The sequence below is a fragment of the Spirochaetia bacterium 38H-sp genome (genome assembly GCA_039023545.1).
GTDB classification, from domain to species: Bacteria; Spirochaetota; Spirochaetia; order Winmispirales; family Winmispiraceae; genus Rarispira; species Rarispira pelagica.
This window is the reverse complement of record JBCHKQ010000001.1, coordinates 210,630-237,594: the sequence shown is the minus strand read 5'-3', so window position 1 is coordinate 237,594 and position 26,965 is coordinate 210,630. Positions and strand designations below refer to the sequence as shown.

At 40.7% G+C, this 26,965-nt stretch carries 17 protein-coding genes and 1 riboswitch; of the genes, 11 read left to right on the top strand and 6 right to left on the bottom strand.

Going from position 1 to position 26,965, the window contains the following annotated elements:
* The first annotated feature begins 25 nt into the window (after positions 1-25).
* The 5 genes from WKV44_00930 to WKV44_00910 all read left to right on the top strand — a co-directional run bounded on the left by WKV44_00930 (position 26) and on the right by WKV44_00910 (position 5,669).
* Positions 26-1,291: a sugar ABC transporter substrate-binding protein gene (locus WKV44_00930; GenBank protein MEM5947101.1), complete on the top strand. Its 1,266-nt coding sequence runs from the start codon at positions 26-28 to the stop codon at positions 1,289-1,291.
* A 57-nt stretch (positions 1,292-1,348) separates the two neighbouring features.
* The gene (locus WKV44_00925) at positions 1,349-2,269 is read left to right on the top strand and encodes a sugar ABC transporter permease (protein MEM5947100.1); all 921 of its coding nucleotides are present in this window, start codon (positions 1,349-1,351) and stop codon (positions 2,267-2,269) included.
* Between the two features lie 10 nt (positions 2,270-2,279).
* Positions 2,280-3,143 carry a carbohydrate ABC transporter permease gene (locus tag WKV44_00920; GenBank protein ID MEM5947099.1) on the top strand — a complete coding sequence of 288 codons (864 nt, stop codon included), beginning with the start codon at positions 2,280-2,282 and terminating at the stop codon, positions 3,141-3,143.
* A 16-nt stretch (positions 3,144-3,159) separates the two neighbouring features.
* Positions 3,160-3,771 carry a hypothetical protein gene (locus tag WKV44_00915; protein MEM5947098.1) on the top strand — a complete coding sequence of 204 codons (612 nt, stop codon included), beginning with the start codon at positions 3,160-3,162 and terminating at the stop codon, positions 3,769-3,771.
* Positions 3,772-3,839: 68 nt separating this feature from the next.
* Positions 3,840-5,669 (top strand): discoidin domain-containing protein, encoded by a 1,830-nt coding sequence (locus WKV44_00910; GenBank protein ID MEM5947097.1) that lies wholly within the window; start codon positions 3,840-3,842, stop codon positions 5,667-5,669.
* 180 nt (positions 5,670-5,849) lie between these two features.
* On the opposite strand, the gene WKV44_00905 is transcribed toward WKV44_00910, so the two are convergent.
* From WKV44_00905 to WKV44_00895, 3 genes are all read right to left on the bottom strand, one after another.
* Positions 5,850-6,866, bottom strand: a complete 1,017-nt coding sequence (locus WKV44_00905) for a LacI family DNA-binding transcriptional regulator (protein ID MEM5947096.1) — start codon at positions 6,864-6,866, stop codon at positions 5,850-5,852.
* 99 nt (positions 6,867-6,965) lie between these two features.
* Positions 6,966-8,132: a glycoside hydrolase family 130 protein gene (locus WKV44_00900; GenBank protein MEM5947095.1), complete on the bottom strand. Its 1,167-nt coding sequence runs from the start codon at positions 8,130-8,132 to the stop codon at positions 6,966-6,968.
* Positions 8,129-9,346 (bottom strand): AGE family epimerase/isomerase, encoded by a 1,218-nt coding sequence (locus tag WKV44_00895; GenBank protein MEM5947094.1) that lies wholly within the window; start codon positions 9,344-9,346, stop codon positions 8,129-8,131. The genes WKV44_00900 and WKV44_00895 overlap by 4 nt, the downstream gene beginning before the upstream one ends.
* A 167-nt stretch (positions 9,347-9,513) precedes the next feature.
* Here WKV44_00895 and WKV44_00890 point away from each other — a divergent pair, with 167 nt between their 5' ends.
* A complete protein-coding gene (locus WKV44_00890) occupies positions 9,514-17,844 on the top strand; it encodes a FlgD immunoglobulin-like domain containing protein (GenBank protein MEM5947093.1) in 8,331 nt (2,776 codons plus the stop codon).
* Positions 17,845-17,940: 96 nt separating this feature from the next.
* Here the strand turns inward: WKV44_00890 and WKV44_00885 are convergent, their stop codons facing one another.
* Positions 17,941-19,041 carry a hypothetical protein gene (locus WKV44_00885; GenBank protein ID MEM5947092.1) on the bottom strand — a complete coding sequence of 367 codons (1,101 nt, stop codon included), beginning with the start codon at positions 19,039-19,041 and terminating at the stop codon, positions 17,941-17,943.
* A 15-nt stretch (positions 19,042-19,056) separates the two neighbouring features.
* Positions 19,057-19,518, bottom strand: coding sequence for a thioredoxin-dependent thiol peroxidase (gene bcp, locus WKV44_00880; protein ID MEM5947091.1), 462 nt, complete (start codon positions 19,516-19,518; stop codon positions 19,057-19,059).
* A 142-nt stretch (positions 19,519-19,660) separates the two neighbouring features.
* A riboswitch (cobalamin riboswitch) is annotated at positions 19,661-19,844 on the top strand.
* Positions 19,845-19,962: 118 nt separating this feature from the next.
* Here bcp and WKV44_00875 point away from each other — a divergent pair.
* The 4 genes from WKV44_00875 (at position 19,963) to WKV44_00860 (ending at position 25,522) form a co-directional block, all read left to right on the top strand.
* Positions 19,963-21,891: a TonB-dependent receptor gene (locus WKV44_00875; protein MEM5947090.1), complete on the top strand. Its 1,929-nt coding sequence runs from the start codon at positions 19,963-19,965 to the stop codon at positions 21,889-21,891.
* A 146-nt stretch (positions 21,892-22,037) separates the two neighbouring features.
* Complete coding sequence (locus WKV44_00870; GenBank protein ID MEM5947089.1) at positions 22,038-22,598, top strand: energy transducer TonB; 561 nt, start codon at positions 22,038-22,040, stop codon at positions 22,596-22,598.
* Positions 22,599-22,794: 196 nt separating this feature from the next.
* Positions 22,795-24,660 carry a HAMP domain-containing methyl-accepting chemotaxis protein gene (locus WKV44_00865; GenBank protein ID MEM5947088.1) on the top strand — a complete coding sequence of 622 codons (1,866 nt, stop codon included), beginning with the start codon at positions 22,795-22,797 and terminating at the stop codon, positions 24,658-24,660.
* A gap of 7 nt (positions 24,661-24,667) precedes the next feature.
* Positions 24,668-25,522 (top strand): glycosyltransferase family A protein, encoded by an 855-nt coding sequence (locus WKV44_00860; protein ID MEM5947087.1) that lies wholly within the window; start codon positions 24,668-24,670, stop codon positions 25,520-25,522.
* On the opposite strand, the gene WKV44_00855 is transcribed toward WKV44_00860, so the two are convergent.
* Positions 25,508-26,353 (bottom strand): UTP--glucose-1-phosphate uridylyltransferase, encoded by an 846-nt coding sequence (locus WKV44_00855; GenBank protein MEM5947086.1) that lies wholly within the window; start codon positions 26,351-26,353, stop codon positions 25,508-25,510. The two genes, WKV44_00860 and WKV44_00855, sit on opposite strands and share 15 nt — an antisense overlap.
* A gap of 328 nt (positions 26,354-26,681) precedes the next feature.
* Here WKV44_00855 and WKV44_00850 point away from each other — a divergent pair, with 328 nt between their 5' ends.
* Complete coding sequence (locus WKV44_00850) at positions 26,682-26,900, top strand: hypothetical protein (protein ID MEM5947085.1); 219 nt, start codon at positions 26,682-26,684, stop codon at positions 26,898-26,900.
* Positions 26,901-26,965 lie beyond the last annotated feature (65 nt).

Here is a 26,965-nt window from a genome sequence, read left to right as displayed (position 1 = left end):
GAAATTATTTTTAAAGGAGTTAGGAATGAATAGGTTATTGCTTGTTTTCCTTATTGTTTGTTTTGTTGGTTCTCTTGCTTTTGCAGAGGGGAGGACTGAGGATAAGTCTTCCGGTGGCACTATAAGGTATACGCGCTGGGCAGGTACTCAGGAAGCAAGGGATTTTCAGGCCCTTGTAGATGCTTATATGGAGGCTCATCCGGGTGTCAATATTGAGACAGAGTTTTTACCATGGGGTGCTTATTGGGAAAAGGTAAGGACAACTGTGGTCAGCGGAGATGCTGCTGATGTTATTTCTCTTTCTCATATTATGTCTTCTCCATATGTTACCAAGGGGGCTTTTCTTGCTCTTGATGAAATTCCCGGTGCAAAGGAGCTTTTTGATAGGATGCAACCGGGTACTAAACCGGCTGTTATGTATAATGGCAAAATATATGGTATGCCAATTGGTGTGGGGGTGCGATCTCTTATCTACAACAAAGCTATGCTTGATAAGGCTGGTCTTCCATATCCGGATTCTGAGAAGCCTATGACATGGGATGAGTTTAAAAAGACTTATGCAAAGCTTTCGATAAAGAAGGGTGATGAATATCAACAGGTAGCAGTACACTTTCACTGGATGCAGGTATGGCAGGCTTTTGTTGAACAGTTTGGTGGTAAGATAGTTGACGACCTTACACGTCCTACAAAGGTTCTTTTAAATTCTCCTGAGGGTATCAAAGCTCTCAAGGCTATGAAGTCTTTTATAGATGAGGGGCTTGAGCCTCCTTATTCTACCGAGTGGGCAGGGCCTTGGGGAACTCCTGATTCTGCTGTAGCTACTGGTAAGGTTGCCTTTATGCAGACTGGTCCTTGGGGCTTTGGTCCTATTAAGGATGCTGGGATAGATTTTGGCACTGCTCCTTTCCCCTATGAAAAGGGCGGGAAAAGAGCAACAATAGGATATATTAACTTCCTTTCTATATATAGAGGGAGTAAGAATACAGATGCTGCATGGGCTTTTATTTCTTGGATGGCAGGAGAGGGACAGCCCGAGTTCACCAAGACAGGGGATTTGCCTGCTAATTCTGATTATCTGGAAAAGATCAAGGCTTCTTCTGATGAAAAGCTCAAGGCATTTTTCTCTGATCTCCCATATGCCATAACAGGACCTATGCTTCCTACGGATGAGTTTACTTCTCTTACAGAGTCCACTCTTACTGATTTTCTTCAGGATAGGATTAGTGCGGAAGAAGCTGCACAGCTTATAGAAGAGGAAGGCAATAAGATTATTAAGAAAATTTTTGGCTGATTTTTTGCATGAGGGGGCAGAGCCCCCTTATGTCCCATTATAACTAGGAAAAATAACATGAAACAGACAAATGTATCTACATTACTAAAGAATAGGAATAGAAAAGGAATATTTTACATCTTGCCATGGGTTGCAGGTTTTATCCTCTTGCAGCTTTTCCCTATTGCTTATTCTTTTTTTATCAGTTTAAACAAGTGGGACTTGCTTGGTACTCCCGAGTTTGTGGGGCTTAATAATTACACCGAGTTATTGAATGACGAGGTTTTTTTCCTGGCAATAAGAAACAATCTTCTGTTTATGCTTTTTGCAGTTGGGCTCGGACTGTTTCTTGCTCTTTTTATTGCCAGCCTCATAAGCGAACCCTTTTTACCGGCAAGACGTGTTTTTAGAGTTGTTTTCTATTTGCCTTCTCTTGTTATGCCTGTTGCACTGGGCCTTATGATGGCTCCAATTTTTGGTACAGAAAATTATGGTCTTATAAACCTCATATTAAAGAAACTGGGGCTGCCTGCCATAGAATGGCTTGGTGACACAAGAATGGGAATATGGACAGTTATTATTGTCAATTTTTGGACAGTGGGAGCTAGTATGATAATTTTTCTTGCTGGTATAAGCAATCTTCCACGTTCTTATTATGAAGCTGCTGCAATGGATGGTGCTGGCTGGTGGACGAGGTTTTTTAAGATAACAGTTCCTCTTCTTTCACCTGTTATCTTTTTTCAACTTATAAGTGGTCTGATATACGGTCTGAGAATTTTTGATCTACCTGCTGCCCTTGCCAATATAGGTGGTTCCCGACATGTGACAATGGGTAAGAATAATAGTCTGTCCTTTCTTGTTTTTTATCTATATACAAAGGCCTTTAGATACTGGGAAATGGGGTCGGCATCTGCTATAGGTTGGTTTGTTTTTGTCACAGGTCTCATTCTTACTCTGCTTATTATCAGGCAGATGAGAAAGAGCTCTGAGGCTGTGTAAGGAGTTATTCATGAGTGATATTGTTATAAGACAGGATAGAGTTTGGACCGAGCGAAATATTATAAAATGGGGCGGTTTTATCTTTCTTGCACTGTTCTCAGTTATGATTCTGACCCCTTTTGTATGGCTTTTTGTGACTTCTCTCAAGGATATGGGGCAATACTTTTCTACTGATTTTAAAACCATATGGTTTCCACATCCTTTGCACTGGGAGAATTACTATAAGGCCTTTACTTATGTACCGCTTTTGAGGTATGTGTTTAACAGCCTATGGCTGGGTTCTCTGCAGACATCTCTTCAACTTGTTTCTTCCAGCTTTGTTGCATATGGATTTGCTCGTTTTAACTTTAGGGGTAGAAATATTCTTTTTTTAATTCTTCTTTGTACCATGCTTCTTCCCACTGAGGTTACAATGATTCCTTTGTTTATTTTCTATAAGACAATAGGCTGGACTAATAGTTATAACCCTCTTATCGTGCCCAATCTTTTTGGCGCCGCATGGAGTATCTTTCTTATAAGGCAGCTTATGGTTGGTATTCCAAAAGAAATGGATGAAGCTGCCTTTATGGATGGTGCGGGTACTTTTAGAATTTGGTATTCCATAGTTGTACCCCAGGTGACTCCTGCTCTTTTTGTTGCAGGTCTTAATTCCTTTCTCTGGAGCTGGAAGGATTTTCTTGGGCCTCTTATCTATCTCAACAAGAAGGAACTTTATACGCTGCCTCTGGGGATAATGTTTTTTGAAAGCCCTACAGAGGTCCAATACACAGTGCAGCTTGCTGCTGTTGTTGTGGCGCTTATTCCTACGCTCATAATCTTTGCAATAGGGCAGAAGTATTTTGAGCAGGGAATAAATATAGGAGAACTAAAATAATTTTTTGGAGGGTGTTATGAAAAAAGCTGTTATTTTTTTTGCCATTTTTATGCTGCTGCTTGCAGGCTGTGTAAGTAGCAAGGCAAGTGATTCTGGAGCTGTCATTGTTGATGCTACTTCTGCCAATCTTTGGGAAGGTTTTGAGCAGAGGCCTTTTTGGTTTGCAGTTGGAAATTCCTGGAATGATAATGATTCTTCCGTGGAAGCCAAGTGGAACAAAGAACAGGTAACAGAAGGTAAGGCTTCTCTTGAGTGTGAGTTTAAGATGAACGGTCTTAATGGTGCAACTTTTCATACAGAGGAGCCTGTTGATAATGACTGGTCCGGGAAGAAGTCTCTTGTTGTTGATTTTATCAACACTACTGACAGAGATATAGAGGTTGCTCTTGCTCTTTCTACCGGGGCTGACTGGACTTGGTTTGAAAGTCCTACGGTTATTCTTACCCCCGGAGAGAACAGAGATATCTATTTTTCTCTTTCCTCAGGTGGTTTTAAATGTGCTGCGAGCGACTGGCAGTATACGGCACAAGTTGAGAATCTCAACTCCATACGCAGAGTTGCTTTTAAATTCTTTGCTGATGCAGGTCTTGAGGGTTCTGTGATTATAGACAATCTGAGGCTGGAGTAAGTTGCATAGCAAAAACAATAATACCGGGCAGTATAAATCCCCCCGGTATTATTCTTATAGGAGAATATATGAATATTAACAAAAAACTTATAATATTTTTTACGGTTTTTTTACTGCTTTTTTTTGTAATATCCTGTGCTGGCTCTGCATCATCAGTCAGCAAAGGTCCCGACCCCAAGGTATTGATACCCCATAACGGCAAAAAGGTTTTTCTCAACGGTATGAACCTTGCATGGATTAGTTTTGCCAATGATCTTACGAGGTTTGATGAGGCAAGGTTTACACAGGCTGTTGAAGACATAGCTAGCTCTGGAGGAAATGCCATAAGATGGTGGCTGCATGTCAACGGAAGCAAAACTCCTATGTTTGATGAAAATGGCATGGTCAAGGGGATGCCTGATGAAGCGCTAATAAATCTTAAGAAGGCTCTGGATATTTCTTTTTCCCGTGGAGTGGGGCTTGTCTTATGCTTATGGTCGTTTGATATGTTGCAACCGCAAACGGGGGTCAATCAGTCTAGAAATCTCAAGCTTCTAGAAGATGAGGATGTTACCCGTTCTTATATAGAAAACGCTCTCATACCCATGGTAAGAAAGGTTAAAAATCATCCCGGCATAATTGCATGGGAGGTTTTTAATGAGCCGGAGGGGATGCTCCCTGGAGGAGGCTGGACACCAAGACGCACAGAGATGCAGTATGTGCAGCGTTTTATAAATCTTGTTGCAGGAGTAATACACAGAGAATCACCAGGTGCTCTTGTTACAAACGGTAGTGGGATGGCATATCAGACCGATATCAATGGGATGATTAACTATTATCGTGATGACAGATTGATAGCAGCCGGCGGCGATCCTGACGGAACACTAGATTTCTACAGCGTACACTACTATCCTCAGCATATGAGCGAAGCAATATCTCCCTTTCATCATCCTGCATCTTATTGGAAGCTTGATAAACCTATTGTTGTTGCAGAGTTTCCGGCAAAAGGAATAAAGGATATAGGCTTTGGCTTTAGACCCAAGACTTCTCTTTCTACAGAAGAAGCTTACCTATATCTGGCAGAGAACGGTTATGCTGGAGCTTTGTCTTGGACATGGACGGCTCATGATGGGTTTGGTAGCATATATGATGCATCTCCGGGCATATCAGCGGTTGCCTTTACCTATCCCGAGTATGTAAGGCTCAATAAAGAAGGGCTTGACGAGAGTCCCGGTGTAACGACTCCCATAGAGCATATGATTCTCTCTGTAAACAAGCCGGATGAAGCACAGGTCATAGACCTATCGGAGGCTTTTGAAGACAAAGAAGACGGAGATAATCTCAAATACTCTGTTGCCAAACTTGAAAAGCCAGAACTAATCTCTGTGGAGATAAAGGACAACAAAGCCTACATCAGCCTTAAGAAAAAACAGATAGACAGCAGCAATATAATGATAACAGCTACTGATTCTGCGGATAATGAGGCAGCACTTCTTTTTACTGTATATGTCTTGGATCCTGACAGAGGTAATATAGCTCTATTTAAGCCGACAAAGGCCAGCAGCATAGAGGAACCTAATATTAAAGAGTATGTAAACGATGGTTCTCTTAAGACAAGATGGTCTAGCCTTTACAAGGATGATCAATACATCGAGATAAATCTGGAAGGTAAGTTTAGGATTGACAAGGCTGTTTTGCACTGGGAAGTCGCCCGTGCAAAGGATTATGATTTGCTTGGTTCTCAGGACGGCAAAAGCTGGTTTGTCATCAAAGAAGTGCGCAATGGAAAAGGAGATACTGATGAGCTTGAGTTTGAACCTGTGGAGGCTTCTTATGTGAGGATGCACGGGATATTGAGAGGTACAGAGTGGGGCTTTTCTCTATGGGAAATGGAAGTATATGGAGAAAGAATAAAGTAAGCTTCATCCTTATTTTATATCGAACGCAGGGTCCGCAATGCGTACCCTGCTGCCTCCGGCAGAAGAATTATAGGACTTTTTGATTCTTCTTCGGAGGCTTCTTTCTTTTTGCCAAAGGCAGGACTGCCAGTACCCTTTTCCCTTGGATGTGCTCTTGGGGGTGCTGGCACGACGTTCGGTCTAGTTTCTGTTTTTTAGAGAGGATTTTCTTATGTTGAGTTTTGCCTTAAAAAATACTTCTTTTTCTTCCGGTTCTTGTTTCTTTAATAGTTTTACAAGTATGTCAACTGAAGCCTTGCTCATTTCTACCATGGGCTGGCTTACTGCGCTTACTGGCGGGTTTATGTGGTCAAGATAGCGATAGTCGTCAAAGCTTACGAATCCTGTTTGCGGGGGCTTGCGGCCTGTTTTTTTTATGCTGTCCAGGACTTCCAGCATAAAGTCTCCGCCTGCTGTTACAAGTAGTGCGTCAGCAGGGGCGGCTCCTGTTATTATGCTCTCTACCTCTTCTCTTAAGCGCTGATAATTGTCGTATGGCAGGTAGAGCTCTCTTGAATATTCTAGGGAGTGTGTTGTTATTGCTTTTCTATATCCTTTTGCGCGTTCTGAGTTGTAGTAAAAATTTATAGGACCTGCTATCAGGGCTATGCGTCTGTATCCCTGTTCTATAAGATGTTCTGTTGCTTTACATGCAGCATCTTCGTTATCTATATCCACGCTGTAGTGAGTAAAATCGGGATTTTTTCCCAGCATGACAAAGGGGATGTTGTTGTTTTTAAGCTCACTAAGCCAGTGCCTGTCTAGGCATTCTGAGCCTATTATAAGACCGTCTACAATACCTCTCTTGAGTACGAGTCGGAATATGTCTTCTAGTTTTCCTTCTTCATGAGGCAGAAGGAGCAGAAGGTTATAATCGTGAGCAGATAGCTCTATTGTTATGCGAGATATAAAGGTAGTCCAGTATGCTCCGCTTATAGTATGCTCCGGACTATGAGGTATTAACAGGCCTATGTTACCCGTTTTTTTTGATGACAGGGCTCTTGCTATTATGTTTGGTTCGTACTGGGTTTCTTTTACTATCTTTAAGACTTTTTCTCTTGTGTTTTTGTTTATACCCGGATAATTGTTGAGCACCTTGGATACTGTGGACTTGGATACATTGGCAAGCCGTGCTATCTCGTTGATTGTAAGTTTCACTTTTTTCTCCTGGATATATTATGGAAACCGGAAAGAATTTCCAGTTTCCATTGTAGCTTATTTTTAAAAAATGTAAAGACTTTTATATGGTTACATGTATCAGAAAAGGTTTTTATTGTTTTTTATCAGATTGAGTCTTTGATTTACTGTCTCATATGTCCTCAATCCGTCTTCTGGGGTGTTGAGACAGTAGTCAATCATTCTGTCTATGCTGCTTTCTGCAACATGTAATCGCGTATCAGATGATGCATAGTATATGAGTAGTCTGTTGTTATCATCTGCTATTGCACCGTTACAGAAAAGGACATTGGGGACGTCTCCTATGTATTCCTCTTCTTTTGGTGCCATAAGATGTCCTCCTGGCCTTGCTATCACTTTGTATGGTTCCTTGAGATCCGTAAGAAAAGAGTAGAGCACATATCTTAGCCCACCGGCTGTTGCCCTCACTCCATGTGCTATATGCAGCCACCCTTTTTCTGTTCTTATAGGTGGAGCTCCCGCACCGTTTTTTACTTCTTTTATCGTGTGATATATTTTGGGATCGAGGAGGTATTCTGTTTCTATTACAGGATTTTCTATGGATTTGCAGAAGCCGTAGCAAATCCCGCCTCCGGAGCCCGTATCTATAAAACCATCTTGAGGACGGGTGTAAAACATGTATTTACCATTGACAAGCTCTGGATGCAGAACAACGTTTCTCTGCTGAGGAGACGGGGTTGTGAGGTTAGGTAATCTTTCCCAGTCCAATAGATCCTTTGTTCTCACTATGCCTGCAGCTGCAACAGCACTGGATGTGTCGGAGATGGGCGCTGTCGGATCTTTACTTTCGGCACAGAAAATACCGTATATCCAGCCGTCCTCATGGAGTGTTAATCTCATATCGTAGAGATTGGTCTCACCACTTATGTCCGGTATGAGTATAGGTTCTCCTTTGAACTCAAAATGTATTCCGTCTTTGCTTTCTGCAATGGCAAAAAAACTCTTTCTATCTGAGCCTTCTACCCTGCATACTAAGATGTATCGTTCATCTATTTTTATCGCACCTGCGTTAAATACGGCTTCTATCCCCATTCTTTCCATAAAAAAGGGATTGGTCTTTGGATTGTAGTCATATCTCCAATGTGGAGGAATGTGATCTGCCGTGAGTATGGGATAGCTATATCTTGTGTAAATCCCATTGTCAGGAAAAACAGGCTTGTTTTTTTTATTTATGAGTTTTTTATATGCTGTCTCTATCTGTTTTTTTCTTGCTTTAAAGATGTTCATATTTCCTCCGTTTCTATTATGTGATTTATTCTGTTTATTCCTTCTATACATGCACGTGTATTATGATAGCTTGATTTCCACATACCGCCCTTGGGGTGTCCTTGTACGGGAATTCCCTCCTTGGTTACTGACCAGTACCACTCGCCCTTATCTTTGTCGGATATATAGTTTTCTATAAATTCCCATACTTTTATTGCTGTTGTAAGATATTCTTTTCTTTTAAAAAGCTGATATGCATTGAGCATTCCCACAAAGGCCTCTGCCTGTACCCACCAGACTCTTTCTTCGTCCATGCTGTTATCTTCTCTTCTTTCGTTTGGAAGGCTGTAGTTGTTTTCTGTAAGATAGTCTAGATAAAACTCCGTTATTGCACTTATCAGCTTTTTAAAATCCTCAGGCAGCTTGTCCTGCCACAGAAGTTCTGCTGCCTCTGTAAGAAGCCAACTTGCTTCTATATCGTGTCCGTAGGAGATTATCTTATCCAGTCTCTTCCAGTCTTCCGAAAAATATAGTCCCAGATGTACCTTATCTTTAAGTATATGCGATGTAAGAATCTTCAGAAGATTTTCAATGGCTTCCGCTACTTTTTTGTCTCCTGTTATCCTGTATAAGGTGCTGTATGCTTCCAGTATATGAAGATGAGTGTTCATACTTTTGGGACATCCGAGGTCTTCTTCTCCGAGAGGCTCAGGTATGGGTGTAGCCCATTCTCTGTCAAAGGCCTCATAGTAGCCATTATGCTTTTTATCTTTGCATATTGTCTCAAGTATATCGTAGGTTTCCCATGCAATCGTTATGGCCTGTTTATTCTTGCTTATTTCATAGTATTCTGCAAGTGCATATATGGCGAAGGCATTGCCATACACCTTTTTTATACTTTCTTCTTTTTCTCCCCTGTAGTCGCATGACCAAAAAAAGCCTTTGTGTTCTCTATCGTACAAACTTTTTATCATAAAGTCATAAGCATGATCTGCAGCATCCTTGTATTCACTATTAGCAAAATTTTTGTACGCACAGGAAAAGCTCCACATGTGTCTTGCACTCATTACGAGTCCCTTTTTTGCTGTTTTATCCGTGTTTTCTTTTATAAGGCCAAAGAATCCCCCGTTATTGGTGTCTTTTTTGTCTAACCAGAAAGGCAATATGTTCTCTTGTACTTCTTTTTTGAGTTGGGTCTGGAGTTTCTCAAGCTCTTGTTTTATTCTATTTGACATTATCATCTCCTATTACAGAAACCGGTTTATATAATCATACTTTATACCTTTCTTGTCTTTTTTTCAAGCTCACGATTGAAAAAATAAGGAAATGCCTGTCAATATATAGTATATTTATATTGGGTTATTTTAATTTTTTTCCTTTTATATGACTATTTGGAGGAGATATGACCTTAAAAAAGGGTCTGTTTATAGTTTTTATCTTTTCTGTTTTTTTTGTCTTCAGAATTTCTGCTCAAAGTGCTATTCCCGGTTCTTCTACCAATTATCTTCAGGTAACAGGAAGTGCTGCCAACGGGGATACGGATGCATATCAGGTCGTTTTTTATGAAGTTCCAGATACTATAAGCTCCACACTTTATTTTGCAATAGAACATCCGGGTTTAAGCGGTGCCAGTCCTGATCAAGGTACAGGAGGTACATGGAATTTCTATCTCATAGGTGGCAGTGGTGCATTTTCAGATTCTACGGCAAGGCAAATGACTTATGCCAGTTTATCGGAGGCTCAGGGGTCGGGTACTGTACTAGGACAGATAAGCGCCACTACAGAGACAGGTTGGCTTTATTTCCCAGGTGTTTTACCTTCTCAGGGTGAGCATATAGGAAATAAATATTATTTTAGAATTGTTGCAGAGGCGGCAAACAATAACAAAAACGCCTTTAGGTGTGATGTTTCCTATATAAATTCCGGTACACCCACAGGAGATACCAATATAAGAGCCTTTGCCTATGTCATGTCATTGGCTCTTCTGAACACTAATACTTGGAACCTTTATCCATTTGTACCGGATACTGCATCCACTACCGATACGATAGATTATAAGAATTGGGACATGGATGGTGGAGAATCTCTTGCAGCTTATGACCCTTCTGGGACTCCTCTTGTTGCACCTTCCGGATCAGGAAACAATGTGGCTGCAATAACTTCCTATACTATTGGTAATGTATCTTATGTCAATACAACTTGGAGATTGCAGATAACAGAAGGAAGCGGGACTGAGCCTCCTATAAACACAAGTCTTTTCTGGTTTACCATCAATGATACTACCTATGATGCTACGGAGGTTCCTCTTAAGATATATTCTGCTTCCTATACTCCACCATCTCCGGATCATGTTTCTGTAGCACCGTCTTCCCAGACTGTTGCTTCTGGTGATTCTGCTACTGTGTCTTTGCAGATTGTAGATTCTTCCGGTAATCCCGTACCATATCAGCGGGATATTTATGTTGCTGTCAATGGCAGTGCTCAGATATCTCCTGATAATAATGCTACTCTTCAGACGGAGCTGATAACAACTTCTTCTGATGGTATTGCTAGTTTTTCTGTAAGCGATGCTTCTGTGGAGACTGTTACTGTTACTGTTTACTGGGATGGCTCTGGTGGTAGCGATAGCTTTGGTACATCTTCTTTTGATACTGTTAGTATTGATTTTGTTGCCAACCCTTCTCCTATAATATCTTCTGCTGCGAACACTTCTTTTTACTCATCGGCTGCTTCTCCGCAAGCTCTTCCAGACATAAATATATCTGACAGCGGGACTGCTGATATTACTGCTGCAAATGATATTCGCATAAGAATTCCTACAGGATTGGGAGCTGGGTTTGATACTTCTGTTACTAGTCCCGGTTTGACTGTTTCTGGCAGTGGTGCTGTATCTCCTACGGTTTCTTATTCTGGAGGTGTCCTTGTAATAGATGTTACAAGTGATTTTGCCGTAACGGATACTCTTACAATAAGCGGATTGCAGCTTACTAGTCCTTTTTCTGTTTCTTCCGGCAGTCTTGAAATGTCTGTTGATGGTGGTACAACATGGACATCTGTAGATGATAAAATCATACAGATACTTGATCCCAATCCTACATATGTATGGGATGGCGATACGAGCACTTCCTGGGCAGATGGTAATAACTGGGCGGGGGGTACTGCTCCAAGCCTCAATGATGGTACAGAGAATATAATAATTCCCAATGGATGCAGTTTTTATCCTGTCTTGTCTGCCAATTGGAGTATAAATAATCTTGATATCAATACTTCTGCCAGTATGGATCTTTCCGATTATAACCTTACTGTAAACGGAACTCTGAGCAATAATGGTACTATCATACTCTCTGGAAGTGGCAGAACCAATGTTATGGATACGGACAGTGGTACAGTGAGATATAGCTCTTCTTCCGGAGGTGTTATAACAGATTATGGAACAACGGATTATTATAATCTTGAGTTTTTACCCGCTTCTGCTGCTTCTTTTTCTATGTTATCTTCTATAGATGTCGCAGGAGCATTATCTGTAGAGACCAATGCCTCTCTTGATATGGGGGGAAACAACTTAAGTGTGACGGGCGGCCTTTACATATCCGGAGTTATCGTAACAGGTGCTGCATCACTTGTTTCTGCGGACACCACAGTAAATTCCGGAGGAACACTTACTCTGTCCTCCGGAGGGACGCTTACTACAGGAATATTGTCTTTTGCTGGTACTGTTACTTCTTCCGGTACTATAAACTGTAGTGATTTTTCTATGGGGGCATCTGGGAGTTTTACTTCTTCTGCCATAAATACTGTAAATGTAAGCGGAAATATTAGTATAAGCGGTACATTTACAGATCCCTCTGCCCAGTCAACCATCATTATGAGTGGTAATCCCGCAAGCATAACGTCTTCTGCCTCTCTGGGGAATCTCAATATTTCTGCTGGTGCATCTGTCTCTCAGGGATCTGCTCTTTCTCTTATAGGCAACTTAGATGTATTGGGTAATCTTTCTGCTGTTTCTTATGACCTTGATGTAAATGGTAATCTTTCTGTAACAGGCATCCTTGATGTGTCTTCTGTAAATCTTAATCTTGAGGGAGACCTCACCAATACCGGGGTTCTGACTCTTACTAGCTCTGTGCTTATTCTTGATGGGGCGGGAAATCAAAGTATAAGCATGGGAGGAGCTGTAGCATCTTCCCTTGTTATTGCCAATACTGGAGGTGCTGGCACTTCTGTCAGATTTCTTGATTTATTGTCTATTGATAGTATTACTGTTACTTCTGCTGGAACATTGCGCTTTGATTCCAATGTTACCGTAACAGGTGGTAACTTAGACGTGCCTGCTTCTGTACCCGTTGTTGCGGGTGGGAACATAACTTTGGATACAAGTACTAGTAACGGGACTATAGCAATTGCTGGTAATCTTGATTCTGTATCCGGTGTAGAGACCATATCTCTTTCTTCCGGAAGCGGGGCTGTAAGTCTTGCAGGAGTAGGTGTAACACAGCCTCCAGGAGCTCTCAGCATAACTACTACAGGACAGATTACGTTAAATAATGATATCACTGTTGCTGGGAATGTTTCTTTTTCTGGTCCTGTTGTGCTTGCATCAAGTGTTACTATTGATACAAGCAGTGCCAACGGGAATGTAGGTTTTTCTTCTACTATTAATAGTTCTTCCGGTGCACAGTCTCTCATTATTACGGCAGGCAATGGTACTGTGGGGCTTGGCAGTGGTGTAGGGGGCGTACAGAGCCTGTCTTCCCTTTCTGTGACAACCACAAATGCTGCAGCCTTTTCTTTACCGCTTATTAATGTATCAGGTACTGTTACTCTAGATACAAGCGGGGACATAACTCAGACTGCCCAGCTTACTGCTTCTGGTCTTGAGCTTTTGGGAATAGGTAATACCACTCTTACTAATGTGTCCAATAATATAACGACACTTGCTGTAAACAGGACTGGCAGCATAAGCTACAGAGATACGGATGGAGTAGCTGTAGGTACGGTAGGAACAACCAGCGGCATAACCAGCGGGAATAATGATATAACTATAACAGCAGGTGGAGCAATAAGCATAAACCAGACAGTGGATGCAGGCAGTGCTACAGTGACTCTTGATACGGGCGGTATAGGCAACATAAGCGGGACAGCAACTATAGGTGCCGCTGCAATAAATATGCAGACAGTAAGCGGGAGCGGTGTAATAGGAAGCATCGGTAATCCTCTAAGTACGAGCGGTGCCACTACCTTAACTGTAGGCAATGCAAGCAGCCTTACAGGAGCATATATTAATCATACTGGAGCGCTGACGGTGGCTTCTGCTTCTCTGGGAGTAGATGCTCCGTTATGGATAAGAGCTACAGGACAGCTTGATTTGCCGGCACAGGCAATTGATACAGGAAATAGTGACTTGTATCTTGAGAGTGGGAGCATACTGAGCACGGCAGGCAGCTTGAGTAGTAGCAGTGGAGATATAAGTCTCGTAGCGGCTACGACACTTGGACTCGGACACAACATAGCAAGTGCTACGGGAATAATAAGTCTTACAGGTGTTACGGCAATAAATCAGACTGGAGGGACAATAGCAGGACCTTCTCTTGTAACACATGGAGGTGCTGTATCGCTGACTCAGGCTGCAAATGATGTGGACACTCTAGCTTCCGATGCTGTGGGAACCTTTGTTTTTACGGATACGGATGGAGTAGCTATAGGTACGGTAGGAACGACCAGCGGTATAACCAGCGGGAATAATGATATAAGTATAACAGCAGGTGGAGCAATAAGCATAAACCAGACAGTGGATGCAGGTACGGGGAACATAAGCCTTTCTGAGGGAGGAGGAATAAGCCAGAGTGCAAGTATATCTTGCAGTGGGCTTGAGATCACAGGTAGTGGGAATGTTGTGCTTACCAATACAAGCAACAATGTATCGACTTTATCTGCAAATATTGCAGGTAGCATAAGCTACAGAGATGCGGATGGAGTAGCTATAGGTACCGTAGGAACGACCAGCGGCATAACCAGCGGGAATAATGATATAACTATAACAGCAGGTGGATCAATAAGCATAAATCAGGTAGTGGATGCAGGGACGGGGAGAATAAGCCTTGATGGAGCAGGGGGGGCTACTCCCGTGGTTCTCGGAGCTAATCTTACAGGAGGAAACGGTATATCAATATTGGATGCAGCAAGTTTATCAGCTAATGTAATTTTGGATAGTTCTTCTGGAGCAGGGGATATAAGTTTTTCTTCTACTATAGATGGCGCATTTAATCTTACCATAAATGGAGGAAGTGGAGATATCGTTTTTTCTGATAACCTTGGCTCTACAACACCTATTGGGGCACTCAACATAACGAGTGGCAATGTTGTAAGTTGCGGAGGAAACATAACAACAGGCAATTCCAATATAAGTATAAGTCCGGCAATTATTCTTGCATCTTCTTCTGCAAGTATTAGTTTTACTTCAGGTACAGGTAGCATAAATATAACAGGTGCGATAGATGACAATGCACTAGGTGCACATAATCTTATCTTTCTCTCTTCAGTCAGTCTTATCCTGTCTTCCATAGGCGCGACAACAGAACCCGCATACATCATGTTTGATGTAGGGGCCGGTAATGCTATAAATCTTACGGCAAGTATAAAGGCGCAGAATATAGTCCTCTACAGTGGGACGTTATATCCCTCAGGGAATACATTAGAGAGTACCACAGGCGATATGGTATTCTTAGGAGCTGGGTATGCTGTGGATGATACCAATACATCACCTATAGACAGTAATTTTGCCTATCCGGGAGCTGCAACTCTTACATCCATATATGATCCGGGGGCACCCTACTCAGGCGCTTTTGATAGTGTAAGTCTTACAGGAAGTTCTGTAATAACAGGAAGAAACTTCTATGCTAATGGCATAAATATGAGTGCAACAGGAGCCTGGACACTGAACGTACCGGATAATTCTTCTTCGCAGCTAATAGCCTATCCTGTCCCTGGTGGAGCCTATGGTACTGGAGCCGGTACATATGCGGTTGCCTATAATTCTACGGTTTCCAATTGCAATGCGGGAACTGGTCTGATTTCCGCAAGTACGGAAAACGGCAATATTGATGGCGGTGGCAACTTCGGTTGGGATTTTACGTCTCCCGATATAGGAGTAACTGTAGAAACTATCTCGGACAATGCGATACATATTACTTTTTCTGAGAACATAGAAAATTCCAACGGAGAAATAACAGCAGCAGTAAGCGCTGGACTACTACGCTTTAGTGACAGTTCTGGGACGTATGCCTTTGATGAAGTTTACAGCGATGCATCACTTACTACTCCTCTTCCCAATAGCGATACCAATGAGTTTTATCTTGTTGCAACAGGAGCAGGTGACAAATGGAATACGGATGCAACAGGTGCTTCTGCAGGAGCATCAACTTCTACGGATAGAAGTGGAACACACAGAACAACTACCCCTTCTATATATATAGAAAAAGGGTCGTTGTTTGATACAGCAAAAAACCCTATAAAAGCATATGGTATAAACGGAAATCCATCGGTAACTTATCCTGCATATACGGCAACAACTGATAAAGCTTCTCCTGTACTGTACAGAGTAGAATACGGTAGGGCAGATCCCGCTTCAACCTCTGGGACCAATTATCATGCGCATAATTTCTTTCATCTCTATTATTCTGAGCCTGTGACAATAGGAAGTATAAACACAACTGATCAAAACATCCGTACAGAAAATACGGCAGCAACAGTGGGAGGAGATATCCGTGACGACTCCGGCACATATATACTTGTTGACGGTTATTTTCGTCTTCAGCCAGCCTCTTATCCAAGTCCCATGGAAAGAGGAGAGAAGGGAGAATCTGTTGGAGTTACAAGTTCCAACAGTATATACAGAACACTTGCAGGGCTTATAACAAGTCCTGATCACGAGCTGGTTATATTCCTCTCCGGATATAACGATGGCATATCCTGGCCCGGCTGGCACAAAAACGTACCCAATCCGGCGGGAGGTATAATATCTGCTGTTTTTGACCTTGGAGGTCAGATAACTGACAATTCGGCCAATGCCAATTCTCTTGATACCACGGTCATACCCTCTCTTGCTGCTGATTCTACCGGAGGGGCATGGATTGGGCTTTGGGATGTAGATGCTCCTACCTTGGCTCCATATACTACTGTTGCAGGAACATACGAGGCCCTTGTTCTTGACCTTGATATCAATGGCCGGGCTGATTCTATAGACCTGCATTTCCTAGATGATCCATCCTCTCCATGGGATTCATCTACGGACCATCCACAGGCATCAAGCATGGGAATACGTGATTACTTTACAGCATATCCGGCTGATAACGTTTATCAGGCTTTTTATATAGGACTCTCTGGAGGTAGCCTTACCAACACCTACAATAGCAGTCTTGTAACAGGTGTGAGCAACAATCTATTTACATCCGTATCTGTAGCAGATGATACATATATGCGCCTCACACTGAGCGGAGCCCCTTGGGGAGTGTTAAACGTCCAGCTGGATATAAGCTATGATCATACGCAGGCATATCTTACTGACCTTGCTGGCAACCTTATGGAAGATTTTGGCCCGCTAAGGATGATAGAAAGAGTGCCACCCAGAATAGAGTTTACTCTTGCAGCAGCAGGCGACAACAGGATCTATCTGCGCTTTTCCGAGCCGGCATACGGAGATATAAACCATACCACTCAGATAACACCTTCTGATTTTACACTAGGAGGCATAACAGCCAATATAAGCAGTATAAATATAATCAAGGCAGCCAGCGATAACATAGGTGCTTGGGAAGCCTACCTTATGCTTGATGATACATTGACAGAGGATGAGATAGTATCTGGCACTGTAAGCGTTGTTGCGGATAATACAGTTTATGATGCCTCTGGTAATTACATGCTTGCTTCGGACATACACAATGTAACAGACATAGGCCTTGGTATAGTAGAACCCTTATGGGCAAGTGATAGCATTCATACGGATATAGCAGGCGGCGGCTTTGAAAGCCTCAAAACCTTTAACGGGAGCGGCAACCTAATGCCCGGTGATATAACCCTACAGGCACGCATACTTGCAAGCAGCATACAATCCTCCCAGCTCTATCTTCTATACGACATAGACCCGCAGGACAGCTATTATGCAACAACTGACCAGTACAACCGAACAACATTCCCCGACATGTGGTTTCCAACACTGTTTAACGGAGTAAACACAAAAGCCAATACAGAAGCAAGAAGCCTTTCTCCCTTCTCAAGCACAGGTGCACTTAGAAACTTTCTTATCCCTGGCAGTGATCCGGAAATGCAGGCTGGAAAAACTCTGGAGTTTATATTTTACATATCCAACCTATACTGTGCTAGACTCATGGATACAAGCGACCTTACGAGCCTTGCCCCATGGTCATTTAACCTTACTGACATAGTACGCCAGAGAAGCGGCGTTACAATACTCAATAACGTAATCAACCCTGTCAACAACGAAGTCACTGTCATAAGCTACACACTCGCTGCTACAGGTATGGTAACAATACAAGTATTCTCTTTGGACGGCTCTCTGGTAAGAACACTCAAGCGCGAAGTACAAGGGAAAGGCACATACACAGTAGCCTGGGACGGCAGAAACATGGGAGGCACCATAGTAGCCCGGGGACTCTACTTTATAAGAGTAGTGGGACCGGACATAGACGAGTACAGAAAAGTAATGATAGTAAAATAAAACTAATAATAGACCGAACGGTCGGACTGCTTTATTGCAGTCCGCCCTTTTCTATGACTGTACTCCCCCATAAAATTTGATAAAGGAACCCTGTGATTATTCTATAAGTTCAAGAGAAGGAGAAGCCACAAGAATGCTTCCCGCATCCATATAAAAGACAGAAGACGGATCGGATGCGGAAATACAAATCTCCATAACAGGATCCGAAGCAGAACTCTCTGCGGAAATAACAACAGGAATATCCGTACTTACAGACTGCCATCCCGATGACCAGGAAGACTCCGCATTTATCCCGTATATACCGCCATTATCAATAAAAGAGTCTACAGCACTATCATAATAAGTATTTATTCTTACAGAAATACGAGAAGCATCAAAAACATTATTTGCAGAAACAGTATCCTGCCTTACCATAAAACTAAGCCTGTAAGTACCGGTAAGGAGCGGTTGAGGCGTATCCCCTTCTTTTCTCAACCTGAGCCTCACCCATATAGGAGCATCTGTCCTTGTTATCCTTACATCATCTATTAAAAAAACCATATTAGTGACAGGAGAAGCAGGCGAATTAAAAATAAGATATTGTGAGGCAAACCCTAAGTTCCACAAAAAGCCATTGGAGGCGGAAGAATCAGAAGGAAAAACAAGAGTAATATTACTATCCGCACTTAGACTGATACCATAAGCCTTTTCATCCGTATTAGTGAGCCCTGCCCTGTATTCCATAGGAATTGTCGCAGAAACAGTCTCTGGCTTATAAACAAATCGTACAGACATGCTTGCACTGTCGGGATAATTGGCAGCATCCGTAAGATTACTCATATCAAAATATGCAAGATTGGAGCCATTGTCTGATAAATCTATCTTCAGAGAATGTGTTCCTCTGAGAGGAGAACCTGTCTCGTCCGTTAAGGCAGCTGTACCTGTACCAGCCCATCCGGTAATGGCCCCTGTCTCAAAATCCCCGTTGGACATGAGATTGACAGTCCGTAATCTGTAAGCATTTACCCCGTTGTATTGAACAGAAGATTCTTCCTCCCATAGCATATATGTTGCAGTAGAATCATCTGCCTGCCAGTTGGCAGATGAGAAAGGAAAATTCTCTATAAGATTGACTCCTCTGTATTCAGAAAGAAAATCCTGAATTTGACAGGATAAGAAAATGCCGGATAAAATAAACACAAGAAAAAAATTTTTCATTGCAATATAAGTATACTATTTATTTGATAAGAAATCTAATATCTCTTTTACATGAGAAGAAGGCTTAACCTTGGGAAAAACAGCTATTATCCTATTATTTTCATCTGTAATATATGTGCAACGCATTATCCCTTCATATTCTCTGCCGTACATCTTCTTTTTTCCCCATGCCTGATATGCCTTTATCACCTCTTTATTAGGATCACTCAGCAGATAAAAGGGGAGGTCGTATTTTGTCTTAAAATTGGCATGACTTTTTACAGAATCCCCGCTTATCCCTATTACAACAGCTCCAGTAGCAAGGATTGTCTCATAATTATCTCTAAAAGAACAAGCTTCTGTTGTACATCCAGGAGTGTTATCTCTGGGATAAAAATATATAACCTTCTTCTTACCTTCAAAATCAGAGAGGCGTCTATGTACACCATTGTCATCAACAAGACAAAAATCAGGTGCACTATCACCTATATTAAGCATAAAAACTCCTTACTTAGAAATATACTCTCTTATAAGTGTCTAAACAATACTGTTTAATACTATAATTATCATATGATTATAGAGTTATCATTGTGTTATGTGATTTTTATACTCCTATACTCTATTTTCTATTGCAATTTATAATAAAATTGGTAATATTAGACCAGCAATAATAAAGGGAATAACGGAACGCAGTGAAAATCTGCGGCGGTCCCGCCACTGTAATTGGCTATATAAGGAATGACAAATGCCATTGCCTATTGGTGAGAAGGCGTCATTCCATTTGCCAAGAGCCAGGAGACGATTCCCTTTATTTACTTGACACCTTCGAGGAAGGGTGGAGAGTGAACTAGTTAATTCTTCTCCCGTTTATTTTTCGTTTGTATAGGGATAATAAATTAACTTGTTCTCTCCTCCTCTCGTTATTAGAGTTTTGGAGGTTTTATGAAGAGAGGATTTTTTTATTATCTTGGTCTTACCCTATTATTTACTGCTTATTATATTAGTCTTTATGCTGAAGAGTCAGTAGAAATAACAGTAAAAGCATCCAGATTAAATGAAGACCTTATGGATATACCATCTTCTGTGTATGTAATAGATAGCGATGATATTATTGCTATAAACCCCACTACAGTGGAAGATTTATTTAGAAACATACCCTCTATATCCATTAAAAGTTATGGTGCATTAGGTAGCAAAAAATCGCTATCAATAAGAGGCTCTTCCTCTTCTGATGTTTTGATACTTCTAGATGGAATACCCTTAAATACAGCATGGGATGGAGAAGCAAGTATCAACTTTCTACCTATTTCTAGTATTGACAGGATAGAGATTTTACCGGGTACAATGGGTGGGCAGTATGGTCCCAATGCTGTTGGTGGAGTAATAAACATAATTACCAAAAAAGCAGATAAAAAAAGTTTTAGCATTAATTTAAAGAATTTATCCTATTTGCCTGATGAATACTATATAAAAAGAAGCACTGAGACGGTAAAAGCGAGAGCTGATTATACTAGTCTAGTTGATGCTCAAAATCTTATGATTGAAACTTCTATTCCATTCTACTCAGATGGAACAGGGTGTGGTTTCTGGCTAGATATTACTAGAGCAAATAATGGCTGGATATGGTATGATGAGTCTTTAAATGGGATGAGAGGACAGGAGAATAATGCTTTTCTTGGTTATAAAGCAGGAGGGAATATAGGTCTTGTTCTTGATAATGCTTTTATAAACGTACAGGCTATTGGAGCAAAGAATAATAAGGAATTGCCTGGCTCTCTTTCTTGGCCGACTCCGGAATCGTATCAAAATGATACGGATTTTTCCATTTCTTCTTCACTTACAATGGAAAAATCATATGTCGATTTTCTTAATCTTTCAGTTAAAACCGGTTATAGTTTTAAAAATATAGAATATGCTTATGATAGCTCTTCCTCCATAGATGTTCATAAAATTCATTCTTATTTTATAGATCTTCAACAGGGTACAACATCGTTTAATACTGCCAAGTTTTTATATGGAGCTTTTCTTAAATATGATGTTGTTGATTCCACTAAGATAAAGAAAAATAGGAGTTCCGGTGGCTTTTTTTTCTCTTCCACATATAAAGCGACTGAAAGATTTAATATCAATGGGAATATCAGGATTGATAACTCCAATGACTTCCCCTTATCCTTTGCCGGAGATGTGGGAACCTTGTTTTATATTTCTGGAAATTCTACACTTGGATTAAAAACAGGTACTTCCTATAGGATTCCATCTCTTATAGACCTGTATTGGCCTGGTTATTCCAATTCTGATTTGCTTCCAGAAAGATCGTGGGACGGAGAACTGGTATATAAATATATGAAAGATAATGATTATAGTATCAGTTTTTCTGCCTTTACCAGATATACTAAAGACGATATCATTTTAGATTCCAGTTGGATTCCTCAAAATTTGGGAGCATCTCTTATCTCTGGTGTGGAGATTTCCTCTGATTTTAGTTTTCTTGATAATCTATATGTAGAAATAAACTACTCTTTCTTAAAATCGTTTGTGTTAAAAGATTCTAATTCTAACTACAGTATAAATAATGCTCCAGAACTTATTTATACTCCTGAACATAAATATGGTGTGAAATTTTCTTATAATAATGGAGCATTTTCATTGTTTTCTTCTCTTTTGGGTCAGAGCGCGGTTTATACAGATAAGGAGAATACTTCATTTCTTGATGGATGGACTGTCGTAAATATTGGTTCCGGATATAAATTTGATTCTGGTCTTATCTTTGATTTTATTATCAACAATATTTTCAATACAGTTTATCAAACCATAGAAGATTATCCGACAGAACCAATATCCATTGAATTAAGTTGCGGGTATAGTTTTTGAATATTATTAATTATCTGCGGCATCTTATCCAATTTTATGATTTAGAATATAGTAGATGCCGCAGAATTATTCTTGTTATCTTTTTTAGTTTTATAATCAATGTTTTATTCTGGTATTTTGTTTTTATCTTCCTTCTGCCATTCGATATGAATTTTTATACGGATAATAATTTTTATCTTTCTCTTAATGTTAATACCCAAGTGAAAGATACAGTTGCTGTATCTGCAAAAGACGAGAAGAATGTTATTAATGCCACAGAGAAGAGAAAAACAGAAGAAATTAATAAAAAGCAAAAAAAAAACAACCTGGATTCTAATGAAATACAAAAAAAATATTTATCTAACAATAATAGTAATGATAATAAGAATAGGAAGAATAAAAATACTGGTTTGTTAACTAATTTCACGCCTTTTTATTACATTAATAATGATGGTTTATATAAAAAACCAGTGTTACGTAGATATGAGAAACCGGAGTATCCACCTCTTGCCAGACGTAAAGGAGAAGAAGGCATAGTAGAACTTCTTTTAAAAGTGAGTCCGGGGGGACAAGTTGTGGATGTATCTATAATAAATAGTTCCGGGAGCAGATTTTTAGATAGAGCGGCAGTAGAGGCAGCTAGAAAATTTGAGTTTTACCCTGCTGTATATTCAGATAAAAAAATATATACTGTTTATTCTATCAGCATAAGATTTGAATTAGAATGATTTTATTTTTATTTAGCATATAATTAGAGATATATTAAATCCCAACAATTTTTATTTTAATGTATTATAAGTTTTGTATTTTCTTAATTTGAATATTAAAAAGTATTCTCTATATCTACTAAATAAGATTTTTAACGTGTTTTATTTACTCTACATATAAAATATCTTATACTTAAACTCTGGAGGAAAGAGAATTATGAAGATCAAAACCAGACTCCTTCTTGTTATGGTTATCATTGTAGTAGGCTTTGCACTTACGGCAGGAAGCTTTTTATATGTGGACTCTGTGTCCTCTTCCATATCTTCTCTTGAGAGTAAGGGTAGAGATACATTGATATCTTTGTTTAGGTTTATAGATTTTTCTCAGCAGCTTCTTGTAAAAGAAACAAGTAGTGTAAAATTTTCGGCATATCTTAACTTATGGAGTCTTAACAAAAAGGATACCGAGAATGCCTTTGAGGCATTTGTAAAACATCCTGCCAGAGGTTATATGAATGACAGTCTTAACCAAAAGATAGATGCAGCATATGAAAACTGGCAAAAGGTTTCTACTACCTTTGATGAGATATATGAGGATATGGATAAGCTTGCAAAGGATACGCGTATACCAACTCATCAAAAATCAGGTCTGATTGCAATGAGAAATTATGTCGAGCAAAATAATATAGGCGGAGAGGATTTTTTCAGATATGTTGCAAGTATTGCAACCAGAGTAGGTAATCAAGTCCAAAATGCACGCAATTTTTCCACGGATTCTGTTGCTGTGATAATTGCTCAGATATCCAAAGAATCCGAATCCTTTATATCCTCTGTTAGGCTCTTTCTAATTATGTTTCTTCTTATAGTAATAACTGTGGTTTCTTTTCTTATTTTCCGTATAACATCTGCTCTTGCAGGGAGAATAGTCCACCTTGAGAGCGTTATGTCCACTCTTGAGAAGAAGGACCTAAGAGCAAGAGCAAAGGATACAGGAAGCGATGAGATAGGAGAACTCGCAAGCCATATAAACGGAGTTCTGGATATAATAACAGGGTTTACTGCTTCAATAAAAAATGCAGTAAAGCAAATGGATATGCTAAAGGAGTCCCTTGCCTCAGGAGCAGGCCAATCCGCAGCAGCGGTAACAGAGATAGATAAAAACATAGAAATGATAAAGGGTGTTTTTATCAGATTGTCTGATACAATAGATAATATGAGCTCTGGAATTAAAGATATTTCTCTCAATGTAAACGCAATGCACAGTATGATGGACAATCAGACACATAGCATAAATGAGGCTACTAGCTCTATAGAAGAGATGACTGCAGCAGTACAGAATGTAAGCAGACTGGTAGAAGAAAGAAGCAAGGGAGCAGAAACTCTCAGGGAGCTTGTACATTCCAGTGGAGAAAAATTTGCAACATCTCATGACCTCATACAGGCGGTTTTCCATGAAATAGAAAATGTAATGGAAGCAATAGAAATAATAGAGACTGTTGCAGATCAAACAAACCTTCTCTCCATGAATGCAGCAATAGAAAGCGCGCATGCAGGGGATGCTGGACGCGGATTTGCTGTTGTTGCGGAGGAGATAAGAAAGCTTGCGGAGACAACAGGAGAGCACTCAGACAGGATAGGTGTTGCTCTGAGACGGGTTGTTGAGCGCATACAGGAAACCCTTCAGGTAAGCGATGAGAGTTCTGCTGCCTTTGAGCATATAACAAAAGAAGTGGATAACTTTGTAAAAGCGTTGGAAGATATCAAGCAGAATACTCAAGAACTCTCTGGTGGCAGTATGGTTGTACTCAATAGTGCGCAAAGTGTTGTGGATGTAAACAAAAACCTTGCAGAAAGCGTGACAGGCATAGTACAGGGAATAGAAAACATATATAAATCTGCAGAAGAAGTTAGGAAAGTAAATTATGAGGTTAAAAAAGGACTGGAAGAGATAGAAACAGGTTCCAAAGAAATAGTGCGCACGGTATCATCCATAAGCAACCTTGCCGAGGAAACTAGAGAAAAAGTCTCCGAACTTTCCGGCCTTGTTGATTCCTTTAAAGTAAAAGAAGAGGAAACAGCCTGATTACCTTATGACAGTATCAGTTGTAATACCTGTATATAACAGAAGAGAGCTTTTGACAGAAGCTCTATCTTCTGTCTATGCTCAAGATAAGCCGGATAATGTACACATAGAAGTCATAGTAGCAGATGATGGCTCTACAGATGGTTCTGGCGAGCTTGCAGAACAATACGGTGCAAAGCATATACGCATAAACCACTGTGGTATGCCGGGAAAAGTGAGAAACATAGGCGTTGAGAAGTCTTCCGGAGATGTGATTGCTTTTCTTGACTCCGATGATATTTGGGAGTCCTGTAAAATTGCTGTCCAGCTTTCAGTATTTGAAAAAGCAATGGAAAAAGGCGTTCCTCTTGTACACACGAGAGAAAAATGGATGAGGGATGGAAGAGAACTATCTCAGAGCAAACAAAGACATAAAAGAGAAGGCAATATATTTCCGGATGCACTTGTAAAATGCATAATAGGCCCTTCTACCACGATGATTAGCAAAGAAGTTTTTATAGAGCTGGGAGGATTTAGAGAAGACCTTGAGGTAGCAGAAGACTATGAATTATGGTTGCGGCTTACAGATAGATACGATGTAGACTATGTGGATGAGCCACTCACAATCAAAAGGGCAGGAAACTGGGAACAACTCTCCGAAAAATACGGACAGATAGAAATATTTAGAATCCAGGCATTGCAGCCTCTGGTTGATGCCTCTTTTTTTACAGAAAAAAATCAATATCTTGCAACCCTGGAGCTTATAAGAAAACTAGAAATATACGCAACAGGAGCAGAAAAACGCGGGAAAAAGGAACTCGCATCGGAATACAGAGAAAAAGTCAATTTCTATAAAAAAAGACTTACCTCACGTGCCATGTGAGTCAAGAAAAGTCTCTGCCCAGTCTTTGAGTATGGGGAGCAGCTCTTTTCTTGTTTCCGCATACTTTAGAATAGCAAGCAGATATCCCGACGGCTCGCCCGTATCTATTCTCTCTCCCTCTATACTGTGATTTACGACCCTGCCTGCTGTCATAAGCTTCTTGAGCGCATAGAGATGATAATACTCACCTCCAGTATGCTTCTCCCATCCCTCACGCAGCAGCGGAAAAATATCTGGAGTATAAAGATACCTTCCTATGGATGCATCCCTGCCCGGCTCAGTACCTGCAGCAGGCTTTTCTACCATATCTACAACCCGGTTGTTCTCTATCTTTAGAACCCCGTATCTGGATAGATTGGGAGGATTATATATGCTTGCCATTACGCAGCAGCCCGTCTTTTTATAACGCTCTATGAGCTGTCCTGCAAGCGGCTTTTTTCCAAAGTGCAAATCATCTGGATAAGCCACAACAAAAGGCTCATTACCTGTAAAACTCTCTGCCAACATAAGCGCATGTCCTGTCCCCAGCATTTCGCGCTGCCGCATAAAAAACACATTGACATCCGGTGGCACAATCTTTTCCAGCAGTGCATCTTTACCTTCAGCCTTAAGTGCAGCCTCTAGCTCTACTTCTCTGTCCAGGAAATCCTCTAAAACCTTCTTTCTTCTGGAACTTATCACAAGGATATCCCGTATGCCGGACGATACAAACTCATCTATGATAAACTTTATAGACGGCACATCTACAAGAGGCAGCATCTCTTTGGGCACCGTTTTTGTTACAGGCAAGAAACGCGTCCCGTAACCCGCAGCAATAATCACACCCTTCATGCCCTTCTTATAACAGGCACAGCCCATAATTTCAATACAAAACATTTGGGGACAAAAGAAAAAAATAAATTTCATACCGAACGCACGGGACTCGCTCCGCTCCTCCCGTACTGCCTCCGGCAGAAGAAACGCATTATGAGACAATGTCCTACATTTGCCAAAGGCAGGAGCCCCGAGCCTTTCTTATCATTATGGACATATATGGCGCGGGGCGACGTTCGGTATAAAATTTGGCTCATATTTTTACGCTTATCCGGAAATATTAAAAAACAAATTAGGATTGTATGAAGACGATGTCAGACTTGGAAAACTATTTTTATAGCCCTGTATGTCTTACATTTTTCCGTGGGTACTTGTTTTTGCTGCAAATTGTGAGACTATCTTTTCCGGCAGGACATTCTTGCTCGCAGATATTGCAGAGAGAATGCCGAGAAAAAAGTTTGTCAGCATTATTCAGAATAAGAATACAAAGCTTGGTGCTGTCGTGTGGTTTGAAGACAGGTGTTTTGAGAAACATTATGTTGTGTATTCCAATAACGAGCAGTAAGCAAGGCGTATTGTTTTCTGCCTATCTTGTGGAAAAGCTAAATTCTTTGCTGAAAAATAAAAATA